The following is a 19,910-nucleotide window of genomic DNA, read 5'->3' as shown; positions in this document are numbered from 1 at the left end:
GGCCGGGACCATAATCCCGGCCATGAGCCACGCACAGCCACGCTCCTGCGACCCCGCCCCGGCCCGGGCGCGCGAGGCGACCCCCGGGCGGCCGCCCGAGCTGCTGCGGCTGCCCGGCGGGCTCCGGCTGCGCCGGCGCCGCAGCTGCCACGCGGCAGCGCTGCACCAGGCGCTGCGGGCGAACCTGGAGCACCTGCGGCCGTGGCTGGAGTGGGCGGCCGAGGCGCCGAGCCCGGCCCGCACGGTCGAGCTGACCCGGGCCGGCGCGGCCGCCTGGGAGGCCGGCACCGACTTCCTGTACCTGGCCTGGCTGGACGCCGAGCCGGGCGGCGTGGTCGGCGCGTTCGGCCTGCACGGGCGGGTCGGCCCGGGGGCGCTGGAGATCGGCTACTGGGTGGCCGAGCGGCACGTCGGCCGCGGCATCGCGACCACCGCGGCCGGGGCGCTGACCGAGGCCGCGCTGGCGCTGCCCGGGATCGCGCGGGTGGAGATCCGCTGCGACCGGGCGAACGCGGCCAGCGCGGCCGTCCCGCGCAAGCTCGGCTACCGGCTGGACCGGGTGGCCGAGGCCGCCGTCCGGGCCCCGGCGGAGACCGGACGGCAGCTGGTCTGGATCAGGGAGCGGTAGGCAGCGGCCTCAGTAGCGCTCGCCGGTGGGCACCGGCAGCGCGTCCAGCTCGGCGAGGTCGGCCGCGGACAGCTCGATGTCGGCCGCGCCCACGTTGTCCGCCAGGTAGCGCGGCGTCTTGGTGCCCGGGATCGGGAAGACGTACCGGCCCTGCGCGAGCACCCAGGCCAGCGCGACCCGCGCGGGGGTGGTGCCGATCCGCTCGGCGATCTCCCGGACCCGCCCGACCAGCGCCAGGTTCGCCTTCAGCGCGTCCTGCTGGAAGCGCGGCAGCCGGCGGCGGAAGTCGTCGGCGGGGAGCTCGTCGAAGGAGGAGATGCTGCCGGTCAGGAAGCCCCGGCCGAGCGGGGAGAACGGCAGGAAGGCGATGCCCTGCGCCTCGGTGTACGGCAGCACCTCGGCCAGCGCGTCCCGGGTCCACAGCGACAGCTCGGACTGCACGGAGGCGACGGGGTGCACCGCCTGCGCCCGCCTGATCTCCTCGACGCCCACCTCGGAGAGCCCGATCCTCAGCGCCTTGCCCGCCCGGACGGCCTCGGCGAACGCGCCCCAGGTCTCCTCGATCGGGACGTCCGGGTCGACCCGGTGCAGCTGGTAGAGGTCGACGTGGTCGGTCCCGAGCCGGCGCAGGCTCTCGTCGATCGAGCGCCGCACGTGCTCGGGCCGGCCGTTGCGCTCCAGCTGGCCCGCGCCGCCGGGGACGATGCCCACCTTGGTGGCCAGGAACGCGCGCTCCCGGTACGGGCCGGCCAGCGCGGCGCCGACCACCTCCTCGTTGGTGTACGGGCCGTACATGTCGGCGGTGTCGAACAGGGTGACGCCGAGGTCCAGGGCCCGCCGGATCACCGCGACGGAGGTGTCGTCGTCGCGGTTGCCGACGTCGTAGGCCCAGGTCATCCCCATGCAGCCGAGGCCGAGGACGCCGACCTCGGGTCCGTTGCTGCCGAACGCGGCCTTGCGCATGACGGGTGCTCCGATCTGGTGGTGACGGGTGGTGCGGTGGATCGACGCGGCCAGCTTGCCGGTTGGAGTGCACTCGAGGTCAAGTGCGCTCGAACTCGAACCCGAACTCGAACCCGGCACCGCATCGCATCACCTGGCGTTCGTATGGTGATCGACCCACCACGGGGTGCGAGCGGGGCGCGCGCCCGGAGCTTCACCACCGGCTGCGGCACTCCGGACGTCCGGCACGGGAGTTCGCCCCCGTTCGGCCCGCCCGGCTCCCCCGCTCCCCCACGGGCGAACACCCGGCAAACCGGCGCGTACGGGCATATGCCACGGCCGGTCGCACCACCGGGCGCCGCCGCCCCGATCTTGGCAGGGCCGTCCGGGGCGGTCGACCCTCTGTGTGCGGCCGACCAGGCCCCTCGCGTCCGAGTTGGGGAGGAAACCCATGTCCGTCTCGCGCCTGCGCATCACCGCCGTCGCCCTGCTGGTGGCCGGCGCCACCGTGCTCGCCACCCCGGCCCAGGCCGCCGGCGGGCACCGCGCCGCCAGCCGCTTCGACGACGGCAGCTTCGAGTCGCCCAAGGCCCCCGCGAACAGCTTCACCGAGTTCGCCGCCGGCCAGAGCATCGGCCCGTGGCGGATCACCGCCGGCAGCGTCGACCTGATCGGCGCCGGCTTCTGGCAGGCCGCCGAGGGCGACCAGTCGCTCGACCTCAACGGCGCCGGCGCCGGCACCATCGCCCAGACCTTCGCCACCACCCCCGGCGCCACCTACTCGGTGACGTACGCACTGGCCGGCAACCCCGCGGGCGGGCCCGCCCTGCGCACCGGCCGGGCCGAGATCGACGGCCAGGACTTCCAGGACTTCACCTTCGACATCACCGGCAAGACCAGGGCCGACATGGGGTACGTGGGGCGGCAGTTCAGCTTCGTCGCGCGCAACTCCTCCACCACGCTGACCTTCGCCAGCACCGTGGCGGGCCCGTACGGGCCGGTGCTCGACGACATCCAGGTGAAGGAGTGCAAGGCCTGCTGCGGCAACTGAGCAGCCGTCGGCTCGCATCGCCCGGCCTCACCCCGGCGCCTTAACCCAGCCTGAAGAACGCCTCCGGTGGACCTCCGGGAGCGGGGAGATGCTTGACGTGCACACCTGGTCTAGTCCAGTTTGATGCTCAGCACCGCGCTCCTCCCCGCACCGGACCAGCCCCCGTGCTGCCGCCCGCCCCGTGTCCCCCCTCACGGCGCGGGCGGCCCACCGTTCCCGAGAGGCACCCCCATGCCCAGCGCGCCCCACACCGCCCCCGCCCACCGCCGCCCCGCCGGCCGCACCAAGCTGCTCAGCCTCGCCGCCGCCACCGCGCTCGCCGCGGGCGGCCTCGCCGCCCTCGCCGGCAACGCCGGCGCCGCGGACGGCAACCTGCTCGCCAACGGCGGCCTGGAGAGCGGCACGCTCAGCCCGTGGAGCTGTTCCGCCAGCACCGGCGGCATCGTCAACTCCGGTGCCCGCAGCGGGACGTACGCCCTGAAGGGGGCCGCGAGCACGAGCGACACCGCACAGTGCGGCCAGACCGTCGCCGTCCGGCCCAACACCACGTACACCCTCAGCGCCTGGGTGCGCGGGCAGTACGTCTACCTCGGCGCCACCGGCAGCGGCGTCACCGACCCGGCGGTGTGGACCCCGGGCGGCGCCGACTGGCAGCAGCTGTCCACCAGCCTCACCACCGGGCCGACGACCACCAGCGTCACCGTGTACCTGCACGGCTGGTACGGGCAGGGCGCCTACCTCGCCGACGACATCGCGCTCACCGGCCCCGGCGGCACCCCGTCCACGCCGCCCTCCACCCCGCCGACCGGCCCGGGCACGCCCACCGGCACGCCCACCGGCGGCCCCTCCACCCCGCCGCCGAACGTCGCCCTCCCGGTCGCGCCCTACATCGACATGGGCGCCTGGCCCACCCCGTCGATGCCGGACATGGCCAAGGCCGGCAACCTCAAGGGCTACACCATGGGCTTCGTCACCGGCGTCGGCTGCAAGGCCAGCTGGTTCAACGCCTACGACCCCCGCACCGGCTGGGCCAAGGACCAGATCGACGCGCTGCGCGCCGCCGGCGGCGACGTCAAGCTCTCCTTCGGCGGCGCCAGCGGCACCGAACTCGCCGCCGCCTGCGGCACGGTGGACTCGCTGTTCAACGAGTACGACGCCGTGGTCAACGCCTACGGCCTGCGCTACGTCGACTTCGACATCGAGGGCGCGGCGATCGCCGACACCGCCGCCAACGACCGCCGCTCGGCCGCGCTCGCCAAGCTGCAGCAGGCCCACCCCGGGCTGAAGGTCTCGTTCACCCTGCCCGTGCTGCCCGAGGGGCTGACCGCCGAGGGCGTCGCCATCGTCAAGTCCGCCCGGGACGCGGGCGTGAACACCGACCTGGTGAACATCATGGCGATGGACTACTACCGGGCGGGCACCGACTACGGCAACGCCGCCGTCCAGGCCGCGCAGTCGCTGTTCGGCCAGCTCAAGGCGCTGTACCCGGCGAAGGGCGACGCCCAGCTGTGGGCCATGGTCGGCGTCACCCCGATGCTCGGCGAGAACGACGACCACCAGGTCTACGACCAGGCCGCCGCCCAGCAGCTGGTGACCTTCGCCACGCAGAACCACCTGGGCCTGCTGGCCTTCTGGGACGCCACCCGCGACGCCAACGCCTGCACCGGCGGCTCGCTGGCCAAGTGCACCAACATCCCGCAGCAGCCGTACGAGTTCGCCAGGATCTTCGCCCGGTACGCGGGCTGACCGGACCGAGCCGGGCACCGGGCCCGATTAATTGGCATTTCATCGTCCCGGACCGTTGACTACAGTCCGTTCCACCTGAACCACACCGAGGGGGCGGACATGACGGTCCGGGACGACCACCAGCAGCTCGACACGCTATTCCCGACCAGCGACGCCGCCTGCGCGGCAGGCCTCACCCCCGAGGAACTCGCAGCGTTCAGCCACACCCTCGGCCGCCTGCGCGCCCTGCCGTTCCACGACCGCACCCGCCTGCACGCCGAGCAGCAGCTCACCGCCTTCGTCCGCGCCAGCCGCAAGTACCGCCGGCAGGAGGCCAAGGACACCGCCCGGCGGACCGACGCCGGGCTGCTCGCCGCCACCGCGACCGGCGACCGGCAGCGCCGGGAGGACGCCCCGCTCGCCGCCGTCGCCACCGGGCCGGTCGGCGACCTGCTGACCCCGCGCCGGTGCTACGTCTGCAAGCACAAGTACCGCCAGGTCGACGGCTTCTACCACATGCTCTGCCCGGACTGCGCGGCCGACAACACCGCCCGCCGCGGCCTCGGCACCGACCTGCGCGGACGCCGGGCGCTGCTCACCGGCGGCCGGGTGAAGATCGGCTTCCAGCTCGCCCTGATGCTGCTGCGCGACGGCGCCGAGCTCACCGTCACCAGCCGCTTCCCGCACGACACCGTGCGCCGCTTCCGGGCCGTCGAGGGCAGCGCGCAGTGGTGGGAGCGGCTCACCGTGGTCGGCATCGACCTCCGCGACCCGCGCCAGGTCCTCGGCCTCACCGAGCAGTTGCGCGCCGAGGGCCGGCCGCTCGACATCCTGGTCAACAACGCCGCGCAGACGCTGCGCCGCCCGCCGGAGTCGTACGCGCTGCTGACGGCCGGCGAGCAGGGGGCGCTGTCCGCCGCCGACCGCCGGGCGATCACCCACGCACCGGGGTTCCGGCCGGCTACCGGAACCGTCCAACTCGCCGCGGGAGCGGGCTCCTTGCTCGACCTCGCCGACGAGGCGGGCCTGCTGCCCGACCTCGCCCCCGCCAACTCGTGGTCCGCCACGCTCGGTTCGCTCGACCCGGCCGAGGTGCTGGAGGTCCAGCTGGTCAACGCCCTCGCCCCGGCGCTGCTCTGCGACCGGCTGCTGCCGCTGCTGCTCGCCTCCCCGCACCCGGCCCGCTACATCGTCAACGTCACCGCCGTCGAGGGCCGGTTCGCCGTCCGCAACAAGACCGCGCGCCACCCGCACACCAACATGGCCAAGGCCGCGCTCAACATGCTCACCCGCACCAGCGCCGCCGAGCTCGCCGCCCGCGGCGTGCACATGTGCGCCGTCGACACCGGGTGGATCACCGACGAGAACCCGGCCCCCAAGAAGGCCCACCTCGCCGACCAGGGCTTCCGCACCCCGCTCGACATCGTCGACGGCGCGGCCCGGGTCTACGACCCGATCGTCCGCGGCGAGGCCGGGCACCCGGTGTCGGGGGTGTTCCTCAAGGACTACCTGGTCGCCGAGTGGTGACGGCGCGGGCGCAGCGCTGACGGCGGCCCGCCCCGGGAGCGTTCCGGGGCGGGCCGCGGCCGTCTCAGCGGCCGGTGGCGAGGTTCGTCCCGCCGTTGACGTCGAGCACCACGCCGGTGACGAAGGTGTTGGCGGCGAGCAGGTGGATCGCCCGGGCGACGTCCTCCGGCCGGCCGACCCGGCCGACCGGGGTGGTGGCGGCCAGCCCGTCGAACAGCGCGGTGCGCTGCTCGGCCGGGACGCGGTCCCACCACGGGGTGTCGATGACGCCCGGCGAGACGGCGTTGACCCGCAGCGGGGCGAGCTCGACGGCCAGCGGCGGGACCATCGCGTCCAGCGCGCCGTTGATGGCGGCCAGTCCGGCGGTACCCGGGAAGGCGGCGCGGGAGGAGCCGGCGGTGATCAGGGTGACCGAGCCGTCCTTGCGCAGGTGCGGCAGCGCCGCCTGCAGGACGCGCACCTGCGGCCAGAACTTGGCGTCGAAGCCGCGGGCCAGCTCGGCGAGGTCGAGCTGGGCGAAGGGGCCGCCGCCGGCCGAGCCGCTGACCGAGACGACCAGGTGGTCGACGGTCCCGGCCCCGGCGAAGAAGGCGGCGAGTGCGGCCGGGTCGGCGGCGTCCACCTGCTGCCCGGTGGTCTTGCCGCCGATCCTGGCGACGGCGGCGTCCAGCCGGTCGCGGTCGCGGCCGGTGACGACGACCTCGGCACCGTCCGCCGCGAAGGCGGTGGCGGCGGCCTCGCCGATGCCGGAGCTGCCGCCCATGACGACGACGCGCTGTCCGGCGAACAGAGTTGACGCAGTGCTCATGACGGTGGGTCCTTCCGGCGGGGCGATAGCTTGTCGAGACCGTTCGTTCCGGCAATGATGTTTGTCGAGACTGCTAGTCTTGTCAAGTGAGGGCAGTACGGGAAGGAACCCAGATGAGCGAGACCGCCGAGAGCGCCGGAACCACGGACGCCGCCGCGCCCCAGCCCGCGCGCCCGCACACCGGACGGCGCCGCAACGAGGCCGCCCACCGCGCGATCCTGGACGCCGCTCTGACCCTGCTCGCCACCGCCGACGGCACCCCCGTCACCATCGACGCCATCGCCCGCACCGCCGGCGTCGGCAAGCAGACCGTCTACCGCTGGTGGCCGTCGAAGGGCGCCGTCCTGCTCGACGCCCTGACCGACCGCGCCGACCAGGACGTGACCGGCCCCGACACCGGCGACCTCCGCGCCGACCTGCGCACCTTCGTCGCCACCACCTTCGACGCCGCCCAGCGGGACACCACCGCCTCCGCCCTGCGCGCCGTCGCCCGCGAGGCCGCCCGCGACCCCCACCTCGCCGAGCTCATGCGCAGCTTCACCGCCGCCCGCCGCGACGCCCTGCGCGAACTCCTCGCCCGCGGCCGCGCACGCGGCGAACTCGGGCCGGACGCCGACCTCGACCTGATCGCGGACCAGGTCTACGGCGTCTTCTGGTACCGCTTCCTGCTCGGCCACGCCCCCCTGGACGCCGCCACCGCGGACCGCCTCGCCACCACCCTGCTGACCGGCAACGCCTGACGGCTACCCGGCCCGCCCGCGCCGCCGCACCAGCGGCAGGTACACCTCGTCGACGATCTCCACCAGCACGTCGTCCGGCGCGGTCGGCACCCCGCGCGCCACGAACTCGTTGCGCAGCAGCACCACCGCCACGGTCGCGACCCTCGGGTGCAGCGCCTCGGGCGCCACCTCGCCGCGGGCGACCGCGCGGCCGAGGACGGTGAGCCAGGGCGCGGCCGCCGCGTCCCCGGACTGGTCCTGCAGCTGCGCCAGGAACTCCGCCGCGCCGCCGGCCGCGGCCAGCAGTTCGCGCAGCACCGCCCCGGCCGGAGAGCTCCAGTTGCGGTTCACCAGGCGCAGCAACTCCAGCACGTCGCCGCGCAGTTCGCCGGTGTCGGGGAGCGGCGCGGCCTTGCCGAGCTGCTTGTACGCGGCGATGCCGAGGGCCAGCCGGTTGGGCCAGCGCCGGTAGATGGCGTTCTTGTTGGTGCCCGCCCGCGCGGCCACCTTGTCCATGGTCAGCCCGGCGTACCCGGACTCGGTCAGCTCCGCCACCGCCGCCCGCAGGATGGCCTCCTCCAGCGCCGCTCCGCGCCGCCGCGTCTGCCCGGCCATGCTCCCGCTCCGCCCTCGATGCCGCCCGTACCGCCTGCCCTTGCCCGCCCCATCCTTACTTGCCCTCCCGGGAGGACGGCAACTACGGTACTCGCCGTACCGTAAGTTTCCGATCCTCCAGAAGGCAGGAGACCATGCGCGCCAAGGGCATCAGCTACGACACCGGTTTCGTCAAGAACGGCGAGTACTCCCGCAAGCTGTTCGACCCCGAGACCGTCGCCGAGGAGCTGCGGATCATCCGGGACGACCTGCACTGCAGCGCGGTCCGGATCATGGGCGGCGACCCCGACCGGATCGACCTCGCCGCCGGGTACGCCGCCGACCTCGGACTGGAGGTCTGGTACTCGCCGTACCCACTGGAGCGGACCGGCGAGGAGATGCTGCGGCTGTTCACCGACTGCGCCGAGCGCGCCGAACGGCTGCGGCGGCGCGGGGCCGAGGTGGTGTTCGTCACCGGCGCCGAACTCAGCCTCATGAACCCGGGGTTCCTGCCCGGCGACAGCACGGAGGAGCGCGTCGCGCTGCTCGCCCGGCCCGAAGCGCTGCGCGCCCACCTCGGCGCGGTGAGCGCCCGGGTCAACGCCTTCCTCGCCGAGGCGGTCACCGCCGTCCGGGCCCGCTTCGGCGGGCGGGTCACCTACGCCGCCGTGCCGTTGGAGCAGGTCGACTGGGCGCCCTTCGACGTGATCTCGCTCGACCTCTACCGCTCCGCCGAGATCGCCGACCGCTTCGCCGCCGGCGTCCACGAGCTGACCTCCCGGGGCAAGCCCGTCGCCATCACCGAGTTCGGCTCCGCCACCTACCGGGGCGCGGGCGACCGGGGCGCGCGCGGCCTGGAGATCGTCGAGTACGGCCCGGCCGGCCCGGTCCGGCTGAACGGCGCGTACGAGCGCGACGAGGAGGGCCAGGCCGGGTACCTGCGCGAACTGCTGGAGGCCTTCGACGCGGGCGGTGTCGACTCCGCCTTCGTCTTCACCTTCGCCCTCCCCGACCACGTCCACCGCCCGGACGGCGACCCGCGCGACGACCTCGACCTCGCCAGCTACGGCCTGGTCAAGGTCTACGAGGACCGCCTGGGCGCCGTCTACCCCGGGCTGCCCTGGGACCCGAAGGCCGCCTTCGGGGCGGTCGGCGCGTACTACCGGGCGCACTGAACCGGGACGGGCGGGCGCAGGAAGTCGGCCGGTCCGACTTCCTGCGCACGGGACGCCTGCGGGCTCACGCGGCGAGGGCGAGCGGGCGGGTGCGGCGGCGGTGGTAGGCGACGGCGAGGGCGAGGGTGATCGGGCCCCAGAGCATGGCGGGGGTGATGCAGATCCGGGCCAGCACCATCCACCACACGCTGCCCCATCGCTCGGGGGCGAAGATGTCGACCCCCTGGATGAACCCCAGGAGGTCGAACAGGAAGGTGACGACCGCGCCGCCCAGCAGCGCCGGGACGGTCGCCACCAGCGGCGGCACCCGGCGGCCCCGCAGGAACGGCACCCAGCGCGGGAACACCTCGCCCCAGCCGCTGACCAGCCCGAGGGTCAGCAGCGTCACCGACTCGGTGACCAGGCTCAGGCCGAACACGTACGGGACGGCCCACCACTCCCAGGGCCCGCGCTTCTCGTCGATCAGGCCCATGCAGAAGTCGAACGCGAACGGCAGCCGCCACAGGCACTGCGGCAGCACGATGAACGGGAGGGCCTTCGCCAGGCGCAACGCCCAGCCGGGGACGGGGCGTTCGGTGTCGCCCACCGGGATGTTCTTCAGCATGCGTCCACCCTCGCCGAGCACCCCGGCCCGCCGCCTCACCCGCGCGAGGGGGCCCGCTCCCCCGGCCGGGCCAGCTCGGCGGCCGGCCGGCGGACCGGCGCATCCCCCGCCGGGGTGACCCGCGCGGGCGCGGCCACCGGCCCGGTCAGGACGCCGGCCCCGTCAGGACACCGGCCCCGTCAGGACACCGGCGCGTCCAGTCGGCGGCAGCGGCAGGAGAGGTCGCAACCGGCCACCGTTCCGGTCCGGTCCAGCCGCCCGGCCGCCTCGGCGCGCTGCGCGAACACCCGCTCCCGGCACTCCTCGACCTGCCGCAGCACGTCCTTGCGGTCGCGCCGGCCGAGCCGGTCCACGTACAGCCGCCCCTCCAGGTGGTCGGCCTCGTGCTGGAGGCAGCGGGCGAAGTAGCCGGTGCCCTCGACCGTGACCGGGGTGCCGTGCTGGTCGAAGCCGCGCGCCACCACCCGTGCCGGGCGGGCGAGTTCGGCGTTCGCGCCGGGCACGGAGAGGCAGCCCTCGACCTCCTCGATGAGCCGCCGCCCGGGGGTCTGCGGCTCGATCACCGGGTTGAGCAGGTGGCCGGTGTGGCGCACGCCGTCGTCGTCGGGGCAGTCGTAGACGAACAGCCGCAGGTCGACATCCACCTGGTTGGCGGCGAGCCCGGCGCCGTCCGCGACGTACATGGTGGCGAACATCGCGTCGATCAGCCGGGCCAACTCCGGGCTGCCGAAGTCCTGTTCGGTGGCCGGGCGGCAGGGGCCGTGCAGGATCGGCTCACCGATCTCGGTGACACGCAGCACGGACGGACGGTCGGTCATCGACGGACTCCTCGCAAGGGTTCACAGCATGACGGCTTGTCATCGACTTTGCAAAGTAGCAGACTTTGCAAAGTGACCGAAGACCTCACCACCGCGGCGGAAGCCGCCGGCGCGCTCCCCGAACACGCCGTCCGCACCGCGCTGCTGGCCCTGCTCGCCGAACGCGGCACCCTCACCTCCACCGAGGCCGCCGCCGCGCTCGGCCACAGCTCCGGGCTGTGCTCCTTCCACCTGCGGCAACTCGCCCGGCACGGACTGATCGAGGAGGCCCCGCCGGTCGACGGCCGGGCCCGCCCCTGGCGCCTCCCCCAGCAGGCCCCGGCCGGAGACCGCGAACCGGCCGAACACCCCGAGCCGGCCGGCGCCTTCGACGAACTGGCACGCGGCCTGGAGGACGAGAGCTACCGGCGCTGGCTCGCCCACCGCGCCGACGCCCCCGCCGAATGGCAGCACGACGAGGCGTTCAGCGCCGTCGTCCACCTGACGCCCGCCGAACTGGCCGCCGTGGCCGACGCCGTCCGCGACCTGCTCGCCCGCTACCGCGACCGCGACACCGACCCGGCCGCCCGCCCCGCCGGCGCCCGCCCGGTCGCCGCCGTCACCCGCCTCTTCCCGCTGCTCCCGGACGGCCGCTGAGCGCCGCCGGCCCCCTCACACAGAGTGCGCCCGCGCCCGCCCCGCCACCGCCCGCAGGACCGGCCCGGCCAGCAGCCCGAGCACGGCGCCCAGCACGACCCCCTGCACACCGTCCCACGCGTCCTGCACGTCGCACGGCCGCCCGATCGCGGGCACCGCGTACCGCACCGCCGCGACCGCGAACGGCACCGCCGCCGCACCCAGCAGGGCCAGCCCGGCCCGCCACCGGCTGCCCGCCAGCGCGGCGGCCACGCCCAGCGAGGCGTAGGCCGCCAGCTTGAACCCGAGGTGCGGCACGGTCAGCAGCTCGTGCGGACGGCGCGGCCGCACGCCCGCCACCGCGCAGTGCCGCACCGCGCTCTCCGACCACCGGAACGCGTCCGGCAGCAGGGTCGCGGTGAGCACGCCGCCGAGCCCGAGCAGCAGCAGGAAGCCGACCGCCCAGTGCGCCCGCAGCAGCCGCCCCACCGGCCGGTTCAGCAGAGCCGCCGGCACCAGCGAGAGCAACAGCCCGGGCCAGAACATCGGCATCCCGCCGAGTAGCCCAGTGATCACGCCTCAACGGACGCCCCGCACACCCGGCCGGTTCTCCGCCCGGGCCACCGGTTCGGATCGGCGCACGGAACCGTCCCCCGCTACCGCGCGATCAGGTACCGCTGCTCGCTCGGCGCGCTCAGGCAGGAGGTCTTCCCGCAGTCACCGGTCCCCTGGGCGTACACCACCCACTGGTACACGCCCGCGATCGGCGGCGTGAAGGTGTACGACCGGTCGCGCTTCCACGGCATCCGCTGCCAGTCCCTGGCGTCCGGGAGCAGGATGTTCACGCTGGACGTCGGCCCGGGGGTGGTCCAGCTCAGCTCGACCGGCTGCCCGACCCGGACCTCCTTCCGGTCGTCCGGCGCCACCTGCTCCGGGGCGGCCGGCGTGCCCTTGATCGGATTGCCGTAGATCGAGCTGCCCGACGCCACCACGTTCAGGTAGCGGACGGTGCTCCAACCGCTGCTGACCGTGCTCGCGGACGCGATGTTCGCACTCGCCACGGCCCACTGGTACACGCCCGTGCCGGTGGGCCGGAAGGTGCAGTCGGCGGTCGTCAGCCAGCCGGAGGCCTGCCACCGCGTGTCGCCGAACCTGCTGGTGAAGACCTTGGTCACCGCGCCGGTCTTGGTCCAGCGGAGCACCAGCGAACCGCCCGTCGTCAGGATGTCCTGGTCGGCCGGGCTGCTGAGCGCGGGCGGGTGCGGCGTGTCGGCGGGGACGGCCGGGGGCGGGCCCAGCGTCGAGTCCACGCTGCCGCTGGTGCCGGCCGGCCCGCCGGTGACGCAGTCGGGCGGGCCGCCGCTGGTGGCGGTGACGAAGCCGTCGTTGCTCAGCCCGGACGAGTCCTGGGCGCCGTGCCGCAGGTACCCGGGCACCAGCACGGCCGCGGCGACCAGCGCGAGCACACTCGGCACCAGCACCCACAGCCACCGCGACCGCCGCCGGCCGCCGCCGGCCTCGACGGGACGGATCGGCCCCGAGGGTGTGGCCGGAACGGGCCCCAGCAGCGGCGGCGGTACGGGCAGGAGCGCCGTCTGCCGCGGCGTCTCCGGCACCGCCGGCGGCTGGGCGTCCGGTACCGCCGGCCCGCCCCGCAGCCCCGCCGGCAGCCACGAGCCGGTCGGCCCGTCGTACGCGGGCGCCCCGAGCCGGGCGATCACCTCCGCCGGAGTGGGCCGGTCCTGCGGGCGCCGAGCCAGGCAGGCCGCGACGACCGGCCGCAGCGCGTCCGGCACTCCGCCGAGGTCCGGCTCGGTGTGCAGCATCCGGTAGAGCAGCACCTGCGCGTTGCCGCCGCTCCCCTCACCGCTGCCGCCGAACGGGTCGGACCCGGCCGCGTGGCAGAGCACCCGGCCGAGGCTGAACAGGTCGCAGGCCGGGCTGATCGGCTCGCCGGCGATCTGTTCGGGGGCCATGTAGGCGGGGGTGCCGATGACGGTCTGGGTGCGGGTGATCGAGGCGCCGTCGAGGGCACGGGCGATGCCGAAGTCGATGACCCGGGGCCCGTCGTCGCCGAGCAGGACGTTGGACGGCTTCAGGTCGCGGTGGACCAGCCCGGCCGCGTGGATCGCCTCCAGCGCCTCGGCGAGCCCGGCGCCCAGCACCCGCAGCACCGGCTCGGGCAGCGGGCCGTGGGTGCTCACGGCCTGGTCCAGCGACGGCCCCGGGATGTACGCGGTGACCAGCCAGGGCGGGTCACCGTCCGGATCGGCGTCGACCACCTGGGCGGTGTGGAAGCCGCCGACCCGCCGGACGGCCTCCAGCTCCTGGGTGAAACGCCGCCGGAACAGCGGGTCGGTGGCGAGGTCCCAGTGCACGCACTTGACCGCCACCAGCCGCCCGCCCGGCGAGCGGCCGAGGTACACGACGCCCATCCCGCCGCGGCCGAGCCGAGCCAGCAGCCGGTAGCGGCCGCCGATCGTCGTCGGATCGGTCGGCCTCAACGGATCCACGTCAAACCCCCCGGTGCGCCCGTTCCCTCGTCCCCGATGCCGCGTCAGCCGTCCTGCCGCGCAACCGGAATCATGTCAGCAGCGGGCACGACGGAACAGCTCGGGCGGGCGGAACCGGGCCGGGCCTCAGTGCGGGATGGCCGAGATCAGCTCCTGCGCGCCCTGCCGCTTGAGCGCCAGGGCCACCGAGGTGCCGAGGTCCTCCGGGTCGAGGGCGCCGGCCCACTCGTGGGCGTCCAGCACCCGCTTGCCGTCCGGACTGAAGACCCGGCCGCGCAGCGAGAGCCGGCCGTCCGCCTCGGCCTTGGCGTAGCCGGCGATCGGGCTGTTGCAGTGGCCCTGCAGGGCGTGCAGGAACATCCGCTCGGCCGCCGCCTCGCGCCAGGTGTCGTGGTGGCCGAGGCCGGTGACGGCCCCGATGGTGGCGGTGTCGTCCTCGCGGCACTGCAGGACGAGGATGCCGGCGCCGATCGGCGGGCACATCGCGTCGACGCCGAGGACCTGGGTGATCCGGTCCTGCTCGCCGATCCGCTCCAGCCCGGAGACGGCGAGCAGCAGCGCGTCGGCGTCCCCGGCCGCCAGCTTGGCGAGCCGGCTGTTGGCGTTGCCGCGGATCGGCACGCACTCCAGGTGCGGGTGGGTGGCGGCGAGTTGGGCGACCCGGCGGACGGAGGAGGTGCCGATCCGGGTGCCGGCCGGCAGTTCGTCGAGGGTGAGCCCGCCGGGGTGGACGAGGGCGTCGCGGATGTCGTCGCGGCGCAGGTACGCGGCGAAGACGGTGCCGGCCGGCAGCGGGCGGTCGGCGGGCACGTCCTTGAGGCAGTGCACGGCGACGTCGGCCTCGCCGGCGAGCAGCGCCGCGTCGACCTCCTTGGTGAACGCGCCCTTGCCGCCGAGCTGGGCGAGGTCCCCCGTCCACCGGTCGCCGGAGGTGGTCACCGGCACCACCTCGGTGCGCAGGGCCGGGTACAGCGCGGCGAGTTCGGCTCGGACCCGGTCGACCTGGGCGAGCGCCATGGGCGAGGAACGGGAGACGATGCGAATCAGCTCAGCGGTGGTCATGGCGAGATGATAGGCCTCCGAACACCGCGACCTGACGCACCATCGGACAACTGACGCACCGGCGCGGCCGTGCCCTCCGCCGCGCGTCCTCCCCCGCCCGCCCGGCCGCCCCGGTCGCGACCAGCGGACTCGGACGGCCGCGCGGGGCACCGGTCACCGCCGCCGGACGCACCGGACGGCCGGGCGCTCCCCCGCCCGGCCGTCCGCACTTGCACGGCGGCCGGGCGGCCGCCCCGCGCTCACTCGTTGCGCAGCACCTCGGCGATGGTCAACCGGGAGGCCGACCGGGCCGGGACGAGCGCGCCGAGGACGGCGATCGCGACGCCCGCGCAGGCGAGCCCGGCGAGCAGTGGCGCGCCCCAGACGTCGATCATCGACTCCGGGAAGGCCATGATCCGGACGTTCTCGGTGATCAGCCGGTGCGCCAGGATGCCGGCCGGGATGCCGATGATCCCGCTGAGCACGCCCAGCCAGGCCACCGAGGTGACGGTCATCGCGACGACCTGCCGGGGCGTCATCCCGATCGACTTCAGCATGCCGAGGTCGCGGCGGCGTTCGCGGATGTTGAGCAGCACGGTGTTGAAGACGCCGAGCGCGGCGACGATCGACAGCAGGATGGTGAAGACGGTGCTGAAGGCGATGATCGACACGACCGGCGCGGTCATGTCGACCGTGGCCACGTCGGCGACGAGGCTCGGGTCGGCGTCCTTGACCGCCTTGATGTACGCGTCCGCGTCCGCGCCCGCCGCGAGCCGGACGTAGTACTCGACGACGTGCCGGTCCTGGGTGAACAGCGCCCGGGTGGCGTCGCTGGTGGTGATCGCCCGGACGTTGCCCTCGAGTTCCTCACCGACGATGGTGAGGCTCTGCTGCTTGCCCTCCAGGTCGACGGTGATCCGGTCGCCGAGCTTGAGCCCGTGCTGGTCGAGGAAGGCCGGACCGACCTGGGCCTCGCCCGGCCCGGTGGCACCCCGGCCCTGGACGACGTGGAGCTTCTGCGTCGCCTCGTCGCCGCCGTAGAAGTCGATGTACACCGGCTGGTTGAAGCCGGCCACGTTGGCCTCGGCGAGCCCGCGGGTGCTGACCCGCTCGGCGCCGGGGGTGGCGTGCAGCATCGCCTCGGTCTGCTCCGGGGTCAGTTTGGGAGCGGCGACCTTGTTGCCCGCGAAGTGGCCGGTCCGGACATGGACGTAAGTCGCGCTGCCGGTGCCGCCGTTCGGACCGACGGCCCGGACCAGGGTGCTGCTCAGCCCGGTGGTGACGGTGACGGTGACCACGCCGAGGACGATCGCCGACATGGTGAGCGCGCTGCGGGCCGGGCGGGCGAAGGGCTGGCCGAGACCGAGGCTGACGGCGCGCGGCAGCCGGGTGCCGCTGAGCCAGCGCTGGACCTTGAGCCCGCGCCCGGCACGCGGCGCGCTCCCGGCGGAGATCGCCTCGGTGGCGGAGAGCCGGTGGGCGCGCGAGGCCGGGACGAACGCGGCGAGGGCGACCAGCAGCGGCACGGCGAGCAGGGTGGCGGCGGGCAGCCAGCCGGCCGGCTCGATCACGGCGGTGCCGGTCATGATGCCGCTGAACGCCATCTTGAGGATCGGGCCGGCCAGCGCCCAGCCGGCCGCCGTACCGAGGACGGTGCCGATCACGGCGGGCACCGAGACCATGGTCAGGTAGACCACGACGACCTGGCGCGGGGTGAAGCCGATCGACTTGAGCACGCCGATGTGCCGGTAGCCGGAGACCACCGCGCCGCTGACCACGTTGCCGACGATCAGCACGGCGACGATCAGGCCGAGCGTGCCGAAGACGGTCATGATCGGCAGGAAGGCGTCGGCGCCGGCCGAGAAGGCCTGCTTGAGCTTGAGGTACGACTGCCCGCTGGTGAGCGCGTCCTTGGGCAGGCCCTCGGTGGCGGCGTCGAGGCCGGCGGTGAGCCGCTGCTCGCTGTCGGCGTCGGTGAAGCGGTAGAGCATCTGCAGGCCGCCGGGGTGCAGGGCCCGGGCCTCGTCGGGCGTGACCCAGCCGCCGGCCGATTCGCTCATGGTGCTGGCGAAGCCGACGACGGTGAGTCCGGGCACGCCGGGGAGCGGCTTGCCGAGGGCGTTGTCCGGGTAGCCCTTGAACGGCTGGTTGATCACGACCTCGCCGGGCCCGGTGGCCCAGTGTCCGGCGAGCAGTTCGGGCCGGTCGACCGGACCGCCGGCCAGGTCGGTGCGGCCGACCAGGGTGAGCGGGCCGGGCGGGCGGCCCAGCCAGTCGACCGGCATCCGGACGACGGCCTGCGGGAACGGCCCGTCCGCCGCCTCGACGCCCGGCCGGTGGGCGGTGGCGGCGAGTTGCTCCGCCGTGGCCTTGGCCGGGTCGAACGCGGCGACCACGTGGGCCCCGCGCTGGGCGTCGAAGGCCTGGTCGAAGGGCGCCCGGGCGGCGCTGATCACCGCGAGGGCGAGCAGCACGGTGGTGGTGGAGCAGAGCACCACCAGCCCGATCACGAAGGTCTGCAGCCGGCGCCGCTTCACCGCCGCCCGCGAGGCCCGCCACACCGCTCCACCGCTCATGACCGCGGCTCCAGCGCCCGCTCGCGCGCGACCTTGCCGTCCGCCATCTCGACCAGCCGGCTGGCGCAGCGGGTGGCCAGGTCGGGGTCGTGGGTGACGATCAGCAGGGTCTGCCCGATCTGGTTGAGGTCGATGAGCAGGTCCATCACCTGCTCGCCGGAGCGGCTGTCCAGCGCGCCGGTGGGTTCGTCGGCGAGCAGCAGGGCCGGGCGGTTCATCAGGGCGCGGGCCACCGCGACGCGTTGGCGCTCGCCGCCGCTGAGCGCGGCCGGGTAGACGTCCTTGCGGTGGGCGACGCCGAGTTCGTCGAGCAGTTCGAGGGCTCGGCGGCGGGCCTGGCGGGCGGTGGTGCCGGTGAGCTGGGCGGCGAGGGCGACGTTGTCGAGCGCCGGGAGGTCGTCGATCAGGTTGAAGAACTGGAAGATCATGCCGACGCTGCGGCGGCGGAACAGGGCCAGTCCGGTCTCGTTCAGGCCCCCGAGGTCCTGTCCCTGGACCCGGACGGTGCCGGCGGTGGGGCGGTCCAGCCCGGCCACCATGTTCAGCAGGGTGGACTTGCCGCAGCCGGAGGGGCCCATCACGGCGACCGCCTCGCCGGCGTGGATGCGCAGGTCGATGCCGTCGAGCGCCTTGGCGTCGCCGAACTCCTTGTGGACACCGGTCAGCTCGACGACGGCCTGCGCGCCGTCCGGCCGGGTGGTCCCGTCGTGGTCGTTGCTCATGGTCGACGACGGTAGGCGCGGCGCTCCCGGCGGGTCGTCCCACCCCGGGTGTAACCCCGGGCGGCCGTAGTACCCGGGATGTACCCGGGCGGCACCCCCGGATGATGTGGATCATGCCGTGCCCTGCGAAGCTGTCGCCGTGCGGGGAACGGACGTGGACTGGGCCACGATGACGGCAGCGGTGGTGGCGGGGGCGGCGAGCGCGGTCGCGCTCTGGCTGGCGGTGACGCTGGCGCGCACCCGGCGGCGCCACCGGGCGGCGGTCGGCGAGCGCGGCTGGCTGCTGGAACGGGAGCGGGAGAGCGCCGCCAGTGCCGCGGTGGACGCCGAACGGGCGCGCATCGCCGCCGAGTTGCACGACATCGTCAGCCACAACGTGAGCCTGATGGTGGTCCAGGCCGGGGCCGCGCGCGAGGTGCTGGCGACGATGCCGCAGGAGGCGGCGGCCGCGATGGCCGCGGTCGAGGCGGCCGGGCGGGACGCGATGACGGAGCTGCGGCACCTGCTGGGCCTGCTCGCCCCGGCCGCGGACGGCTCCGAGGAGGCCGGGGGCGGGGGCGACTTCGCACCGCAGCCGTCGCTGAGCCGGCTGAGCCCGCTGATCGACCGCTTCGCCTTCGCCGGGCTGCCGGTGGAGGTGCGGATCTCCGGCGAGCCGCGACCGCTGCCGGGCGGCATCGACGTGACGGCGTACCGGATCGTCCAGGAGGCGCTGACCAACGCGCTCAAGCACGGCGACGGCGTGACGGCGGAGGTGACGGTGCGCTACGCCGACCACTACCTGCGGGTCGAGGTGCTCAACAGCGGCCCGAGCGTGCTCGCCGGCGAGTCGGCCCGCCCGGACCGGGACCGGCCGAAGCCGGACGGCGCCGGGCGCGGCCTGCTCGGCCTGCGCGAGCGCGTCGCCGTGTACGGCGGGGACCTCGACGCCCGGCGCCGGCTCGGCGGCGGCTACCGGGTCCGCGCCCGCATCCCGCTGGACCGGCCGTGACCGAGGGAACCCCGGAGGGAACCATGGAGAACACCGAGAACGAGGAACAGCGCCGCCCGAGGGTGGTGATCGCCGACGACCAGGAGCTGGTCCGCACCGGCTTCCGGATGATCCTCACCGCGCGCGGCATCGACGTGGTCGCCGAGGCCGGGGACGGCGCCGAGGCGGTGTCGGCGGTGCTCGCGCACCGGCCGGACGTCGCCCTGCTGGACATCCGGATGCCCGTCATGGACGGCCTGGAGGCGGCCCGCCGCATCCTGGCCCGGGCGCCGGAGTGCCGCGTGATCATGCTGACCACCTTCGACCTCGACCAGTACGTCTACGCCGCGCTGTCCGCCGGGGCCAGCGGCTTCCTGCTGAAGGACGTCACCTCGGCGCACCTGGCGGCCGCCGTCCGCCTGGTCGACACCGGCGACGCGCTGCTCGCGCCCTCGATCACCCGGCGGCTGGTCGAGCGCTTCGCCGCGGGTGTCCCCGATCCGGCGGCGGGCGCGGGGAACCCGCCGCTGCACCGGGACCTGGCGGCGCTCACCCCGCGCGAGGCGGAGGTGCTGGCGCTGCTCGGGCGCGGCCTGTCGAACGCCGAGCTGGCGGCCGAACTCACCCTCAGCGAGTCGACGGTGAAGACCCACGTGGCCCGGATCTTCGCCAAGCTCGACCTGCGCGACCGGGCGCAGGCCGTCGTCCTCGCGTACGAGACCGGGCTGGTCGCTCCCGGCTCCCCGGCCTGAACGCCAACACCCCTACGCGCCGCGGTAATTCGCATGACAATCATCCATCTCACTCATTAGGGGGAACAGTTCGCCGCATCCACTTTTTTGCCGGTCCTTAGGAGAACATCGACACGTCCTCCGCGCCCGG

At 74.7% G+C, this 19,910-nt stretch carries 19 protein-coding genes; 9 read left to right on the top strand and 10 right to left on the bottom strand.

Annotated elements, in window-relative coordinates:
- Nucleotides 1-22: 22 nt before the first annotated feature.
- The gene (locus AB2U05_RS25995; protein ID WP_369184400.1) at nucleotides 23-628 is read left to right on the top strand and encodes a GNAT family N-acetyltransferase; all 606 of its coding nucleotides are present in this window, start codon (nucleotides 23-25) and stop codon (nucleotides 626-628) included.
- Nucleotides 629-637: 9 nt separating this feature from the next.
- Here the strand turns inward: AB2U05_RS25995 and AB2U05_RS25990 are convergent, their stop codons facing one another.
- Nucleotides 638-1,591, bottom strand: a complete 954-nt coding sequence (locus AB2U05_RS25990) for an aldo/keto reductase (RefSeq protein ID WP_369184399.1) — start codon at nucleotides 1,589-1,591, stop codon at nucleotides 638-640.
- A gap of 430 nt (nucleotides 1,592-2,021) precedes the next feature.
- On the opposite strand from AB2U05_RS25990, the gene AB2U05_RS25985 reads away from it, so the two are divergent.
- From AB2U05_RS25985 to AB2U05_RS25975, 3 genes are all read left to right on the top strand, one after another.
- Complete coding sequence (locus tag AB2U05_RS25985) at nucleotides 2,022-2,621, top strand: choice-of-anchor C family protein (protein WP_369184398.1); 600 nt, start codon at nucleotides 2,022-2,024, stop codon at nucleotides 2,619-2,621.
- A 231-nt stretch (nucleotides 2,622-2,852) separates the two neighbouring features.
- Nucleotides 2,853-4,367, top strand: coding sequence for a carbohydrate binding domain-containing protein (locus AB2U05_RS25980; protein ID WP_369184397.1), 1,515 nt, complete (start codon nucleotides 2,853-2,855; stop codon nucleotides 4,365-4,367).
- Between the two features lie 99 nt (nucleotides 4,368-4,466).
- Nucleotides 4,467-5,873 (top strand): SDR family NAD(P)-dependent oxidoreductase, encoded by a 1,407-nt coding sequence (locus tag AB2U05_RS25975; protein WP_369184396.1) that lies wholly within the window; start codon nucleotides 4,467-4,469, stop codon nucleotides 5,871-5,873.
- A gap of 64 nt (nucleotides 5,874-5,937) precedes the next feature.
- Here AB2U05_RS25975 and AB2U05_RS25970 read toward each other — a convergent pair whose 3' ends face one another.
- Complete coding sequence (locus tag AB2U05_RS25970) at nucleotides 5,938-6,681, bottom strand: SDR family oxidoreductase (protein ID WP_045697348.1); 744 nt, start codon at nucleotides 6,679-6,681, stop codon at nucleotides 5,938-5,940.
- Nucleotides 6,682-6,794: 113 nt separating this feature from the next.
- Here AB2U05_RS25970 and AB2U05_RS25965 point away from each other — a divergent pair, with 113 nt between their 5' ends.
- Nucleotides 6,795-7,421 (top strand): TetR/AcrR family transcriptional regulator, encoded by a 627-nt coding sequence (locus AB2U05_RS25965; protein WP_052706412.1) that lies wholly within the window; start codon nucleotides 6,795-6,797, stop codon nucleotides 7,419-7,421.
- 3 nt (nucleotides 7,422-7,424) lie between these two features.
- Here the strand turns inward: AB2U05_RS25965 and AB2U05_RS25960 are convergent, their stop codons facing one another.
- A complete protein-coding gene (locus tag AB2U05_RS25960) occupies nucleotides 7,425-8,015 on the bottom strand; it encodes a TetR/AcrR family transcriptional regulator (protein ID WP_045697350.1) in 591 nt (196 codons plus the stop codon).
- 134 nt (nucleotides 8,016-8,149) lie between these two features.
- Between AB2U05_RS25960 and AB2U05_RS25955 the strand changes: the two genes are divergently transcribed.
- Nucleotides 8,150-9,169 (top strand): hypothetical protein, encoded by a 1,020-nt coding sequence (locus AB2U05_RS25955; RefSeq protein ID WP_369184395.1) that lies wholly within the window; start codon nucleotides 8,150-8,152, stop codon nucleotides 9,167-9,169.
- A 64-nt stretch (nucleotides 9,170-9,233) separates the two neighbouring features.
- Here AB2U05_RS25955 and AB2U05_RS25950 read toward each other — a convergent pair whose 3' ends face one another.
- Both AB2U05_RS25950 and def read right to left on the bottom strand, forming a co-directional pair.
- Entirely contained in the window at nucleotides 9,234-9,773 is a 540-nt protein-coding gene (locus AB2U05_RS25950; RefSeq protein ID WP_045697354.1) for a hypothetical protein, read from the bottom strand.
- Nucleotides 9,774-9,952: 179 nt separating this feature from the next.
- Complete coding sequence (gene def / locus AB2U05_RS25945; RefSeq protein ID WP_369184394.1) at nucleotides 9,953-10,591, bottom strand: peptide deformylase; 639 nt, start codon at nucleotides 10,589-10,591, stop codon at nucleotides 9,953-9,955.
- 72 nt (nucleotides 10,592-10,663) lie between these two features.
- Here def and AB2U05_RS25940 point away from each other — a divergent pair, with 72 nt between their 5' ends.
- Nucleotides 10,664-11,227 (top strand): ArsR/SmtB family transcription factor, encoded by a 564-nt coding sequence (locus AB2U05_RS25940; protein WP_369184393.1) that lies wholly within the window; start codon nucleotides 10,664-10,666, stop codon nucleotides 11,225-11,227.
- A gap of 15 nt (nucleotides 11,228-11,242) precedes the next feature.
- Here AB2U05_RS25940 and AB2U05_RS25935 read toward each other — a convergent pair whose 3' ends face one another.
- From AB2U05_RS25935 to AB2U05_RS25915, 5 genes are all read right to left on the bottom strand, one after another.
- Nucleotides 11,243-11,782: a hypothetical protein gene (locus AB2U05_RS25935; protein ID WP_369184392.1), complete on the bottom strand. Its 540-nt coding sequence runs from the start codon at nucleotides 11,780-11,782 to the stop codon at nucleotides 11,243-11,245.
- Nucleotides 11,783-11,862: 80 nt separating this feature from the next.
- Nucleotides 11,863-13,719 (bottom strand): protein kinase, encoded by a 1,857-nt coding sequence (locus AB2U05_RS25930; protein WP_369184391.1) that lies wholly within the window; start codon nucleotides 13,717-13,719, stop codon nucleotides 11,863-11,865.
- 126 nt (nucleotides 13,720-13,845) lie between these two features.
- The gene (gene hemC, locus AB2U05_RS25925) at nucleotides 13,846-14,781 is read right to left on the bottom strand and encodes a hydroxymethylbilane synthase (RefSeq protein WP_045697361.1); all 936 of its coding nucleotides are present in this window, start codon (nucleotides 14,779-14,781) and stop codon (nucleotides 13,846-13,848) included.
- 239 nt (nucleotides 14,782-15,020) lie between these two features.
- Complete coding sequence (locus tag AB2U05_RS25920) at nucleotides 15,021-17,336, bottom strand: ABC transporter permease (RefSeq protein ID WP_369184390.1); 2,316 nt, start codon at nucleotides 17,334-17,336, stop codon at nucleotides 15,021-15,023.
- Nucleotides 17,333-18,058: an ABC transporter ATP-binding protein gene (locus AB2U05_RS25915; RefSeq protein ID WP_045697363.1), complete on the bottom strand. Its 726-nt coding sequence runs from the start codon at nucleotides 18,056-18,058 to the stop codon at nucleotides 17,333-17,335. Before AB2U05_RS25915 ends, AB2U05_RS25920 begins: the two co-directional genes overlap by 4 nt.
- A 118-nt stretch (nucleotides 18,059-18,176) precedes the next feature.
- Between AB2U05_RS25915 and AB2U05_RS25910 the strand changes: the two genes are divergently transcribed.
- Together AB2U05_RS25910 and AB2U05_RS25905 are read left to right on the top strand one after the other, a co-directional pair.
- Nucleotides 18,177-19,049 (top strand): sensor histidine kinase, encoded by an 873-nt coding sequence (locus AB2U05_RS25910; RefSeq protein ID WP_369184389.1) that lies wholly within the window; start codon nucleotides 18,177-18,179, stop codon nucleotides 19,047-19,049.
- A gap of 23 nt (nucleotides 19,050-19,072) precedes the next feature.
- Nucleotides 19,073-19,780, top strand: coding sequence for a response regulator transcription factor (locus AB2U05_RS25905; protein WP_045697365.1), 708 nt, complete (start codon nucleotides 19,073-19,075; stop codon nucleotides 19,778-19,780).
- The last annotated feature ends 130 nt before the right edge of the window (nucleotides 19,781-19,910 follow it).

The sequence above is a fragment of the Streptomyces sp. Y1 genome (assembly GCF_041053115.1).
Taxonomy (GTDB): domain Bacteria; phylum Actinomycetota; class Actinomycetes; order Streptomycetales; family Streptomycetaceae; genus Kitasatospora; species Kitasatospora rubellomurina.
This window is presented reverse-complemented; position numbering and strand designations above follow the sequence as displayed.

What these genes read in the sequence shown, in the direction of transcription:
- AB2U05_RS25920 (WP_369184390.1), bottom strand. Translation starts at nt 17,336, where the DNA reads ATGAGCGGTGGAGCGGTGTGGCGGGCCTCGCGGGCGGCGGTGAAGCGG.
- AB2U05_RS25955 (WP_369184395.1), top strand. Translation starts at nt 8,150, where the DNA reads ATGCGCGCCAAGGGCATCAGCTACGACACCGGTTTCGTCAAGAACGGC.
- AB2U05_RS25985 (WP_369184398.1), top strand. Translation starts at nt 2,022, where the DNA reads ATGTCCGTCTCGCGCCTGCGCATCACCGCCGTCGCCCTGCTGGTGGCC.
- AB2U05_RS25965 (WP_052706412.1), top strand. Translation starts at nt 6,795, where the DNA reads ATGAGCGAGACCGCCGAGAGCGCCGGAACCACGGACGCCGCCGCGCCC.
- AB2U05_RS25970 (WP_045697348.1), bottom strand. Translation starts at nt 6,681, where the DNA reads ATGAGCACTGCGTCAACTCTGTTCGCCGGACAGCGCGTCGTCGTCATG.
- AB2U05_RS25990 (WP_369184399.1), bottom strand. Translation starts at nt 1,591, where the DNA reads ATGCGCAAGGCCGCGTTCGGCAGCAACGGACCCGAGGTCGGCGTCCTC.
- hemC (WP_045697361.1), bottom strand. Translation starts at nt 14,781, where the DNA reads ATGACCACCGCTGAGCTGATTCGCATCGTCTCCCGTTCCTCGCCCATG.
- AB2U05_RS25995 (WP_369184400.1), top strand. Translation starts at nt 23, where the DNA reads ATGAGCCACGCACAGCCACGCTCCTGCGACCCCGCCCCGGCCCGGGCG.
- AB2U05_RS25950 (WP_045697354.1), bottom strand. Translation starts at nt 9,773, where the DNA reads ATGCTGAAGAACATCCCGGTGGGCGACACCGAACGCCCCGTCCCCGGC.
- AB2U05_RS25905 (WP_045697365.1), top strand. Translation starts at nt 19,073, where the DNA reads ATGGAGAACACCGAGAACGAGGAACAGCGCCGCCCGAGGGTGGTGATC.
- AB2U05_RS25915 (WP_045697363.1), bottom strand. Translation starts at nt 18,058, where the DNA reads ATGAGCAACGACCACGACGGGACCACCCGGCCGGACGGCGCGCAGGCC.
- AB2U05_RS25975 (WP_369184396.1), top strand. Translation starts at nt 4,467, where the DNA reads ATGACGGTCCGGGACGACCACCAGCAGCTCGACACGCTATTCCCGACC.
- AB2U05_RS25960 (WP_045697350.1), bottom strand. Translation starts at nt 8,015, where the DNA reads ATGGCCGGGCAGACGCGGCGGCGCGGAGCGGCGCTGGAGGAGGCCATC.
- AB2U05_RS25980 (WP_369184397.1), top strand. Translation starts at nt 2,853, where the DNA reads ATGCCCAGCGCGCCCCACACCGCCCCCGCCCACCGCCGCCCCGCCGGC.
- def (WP_369184394.1), bottom strand. Translation starts at nt 10,591, where the DNA reads ATGACCGACCGTCCGTCCGTGCTGCGTGTCACCGAGATCGGTGAGCCG.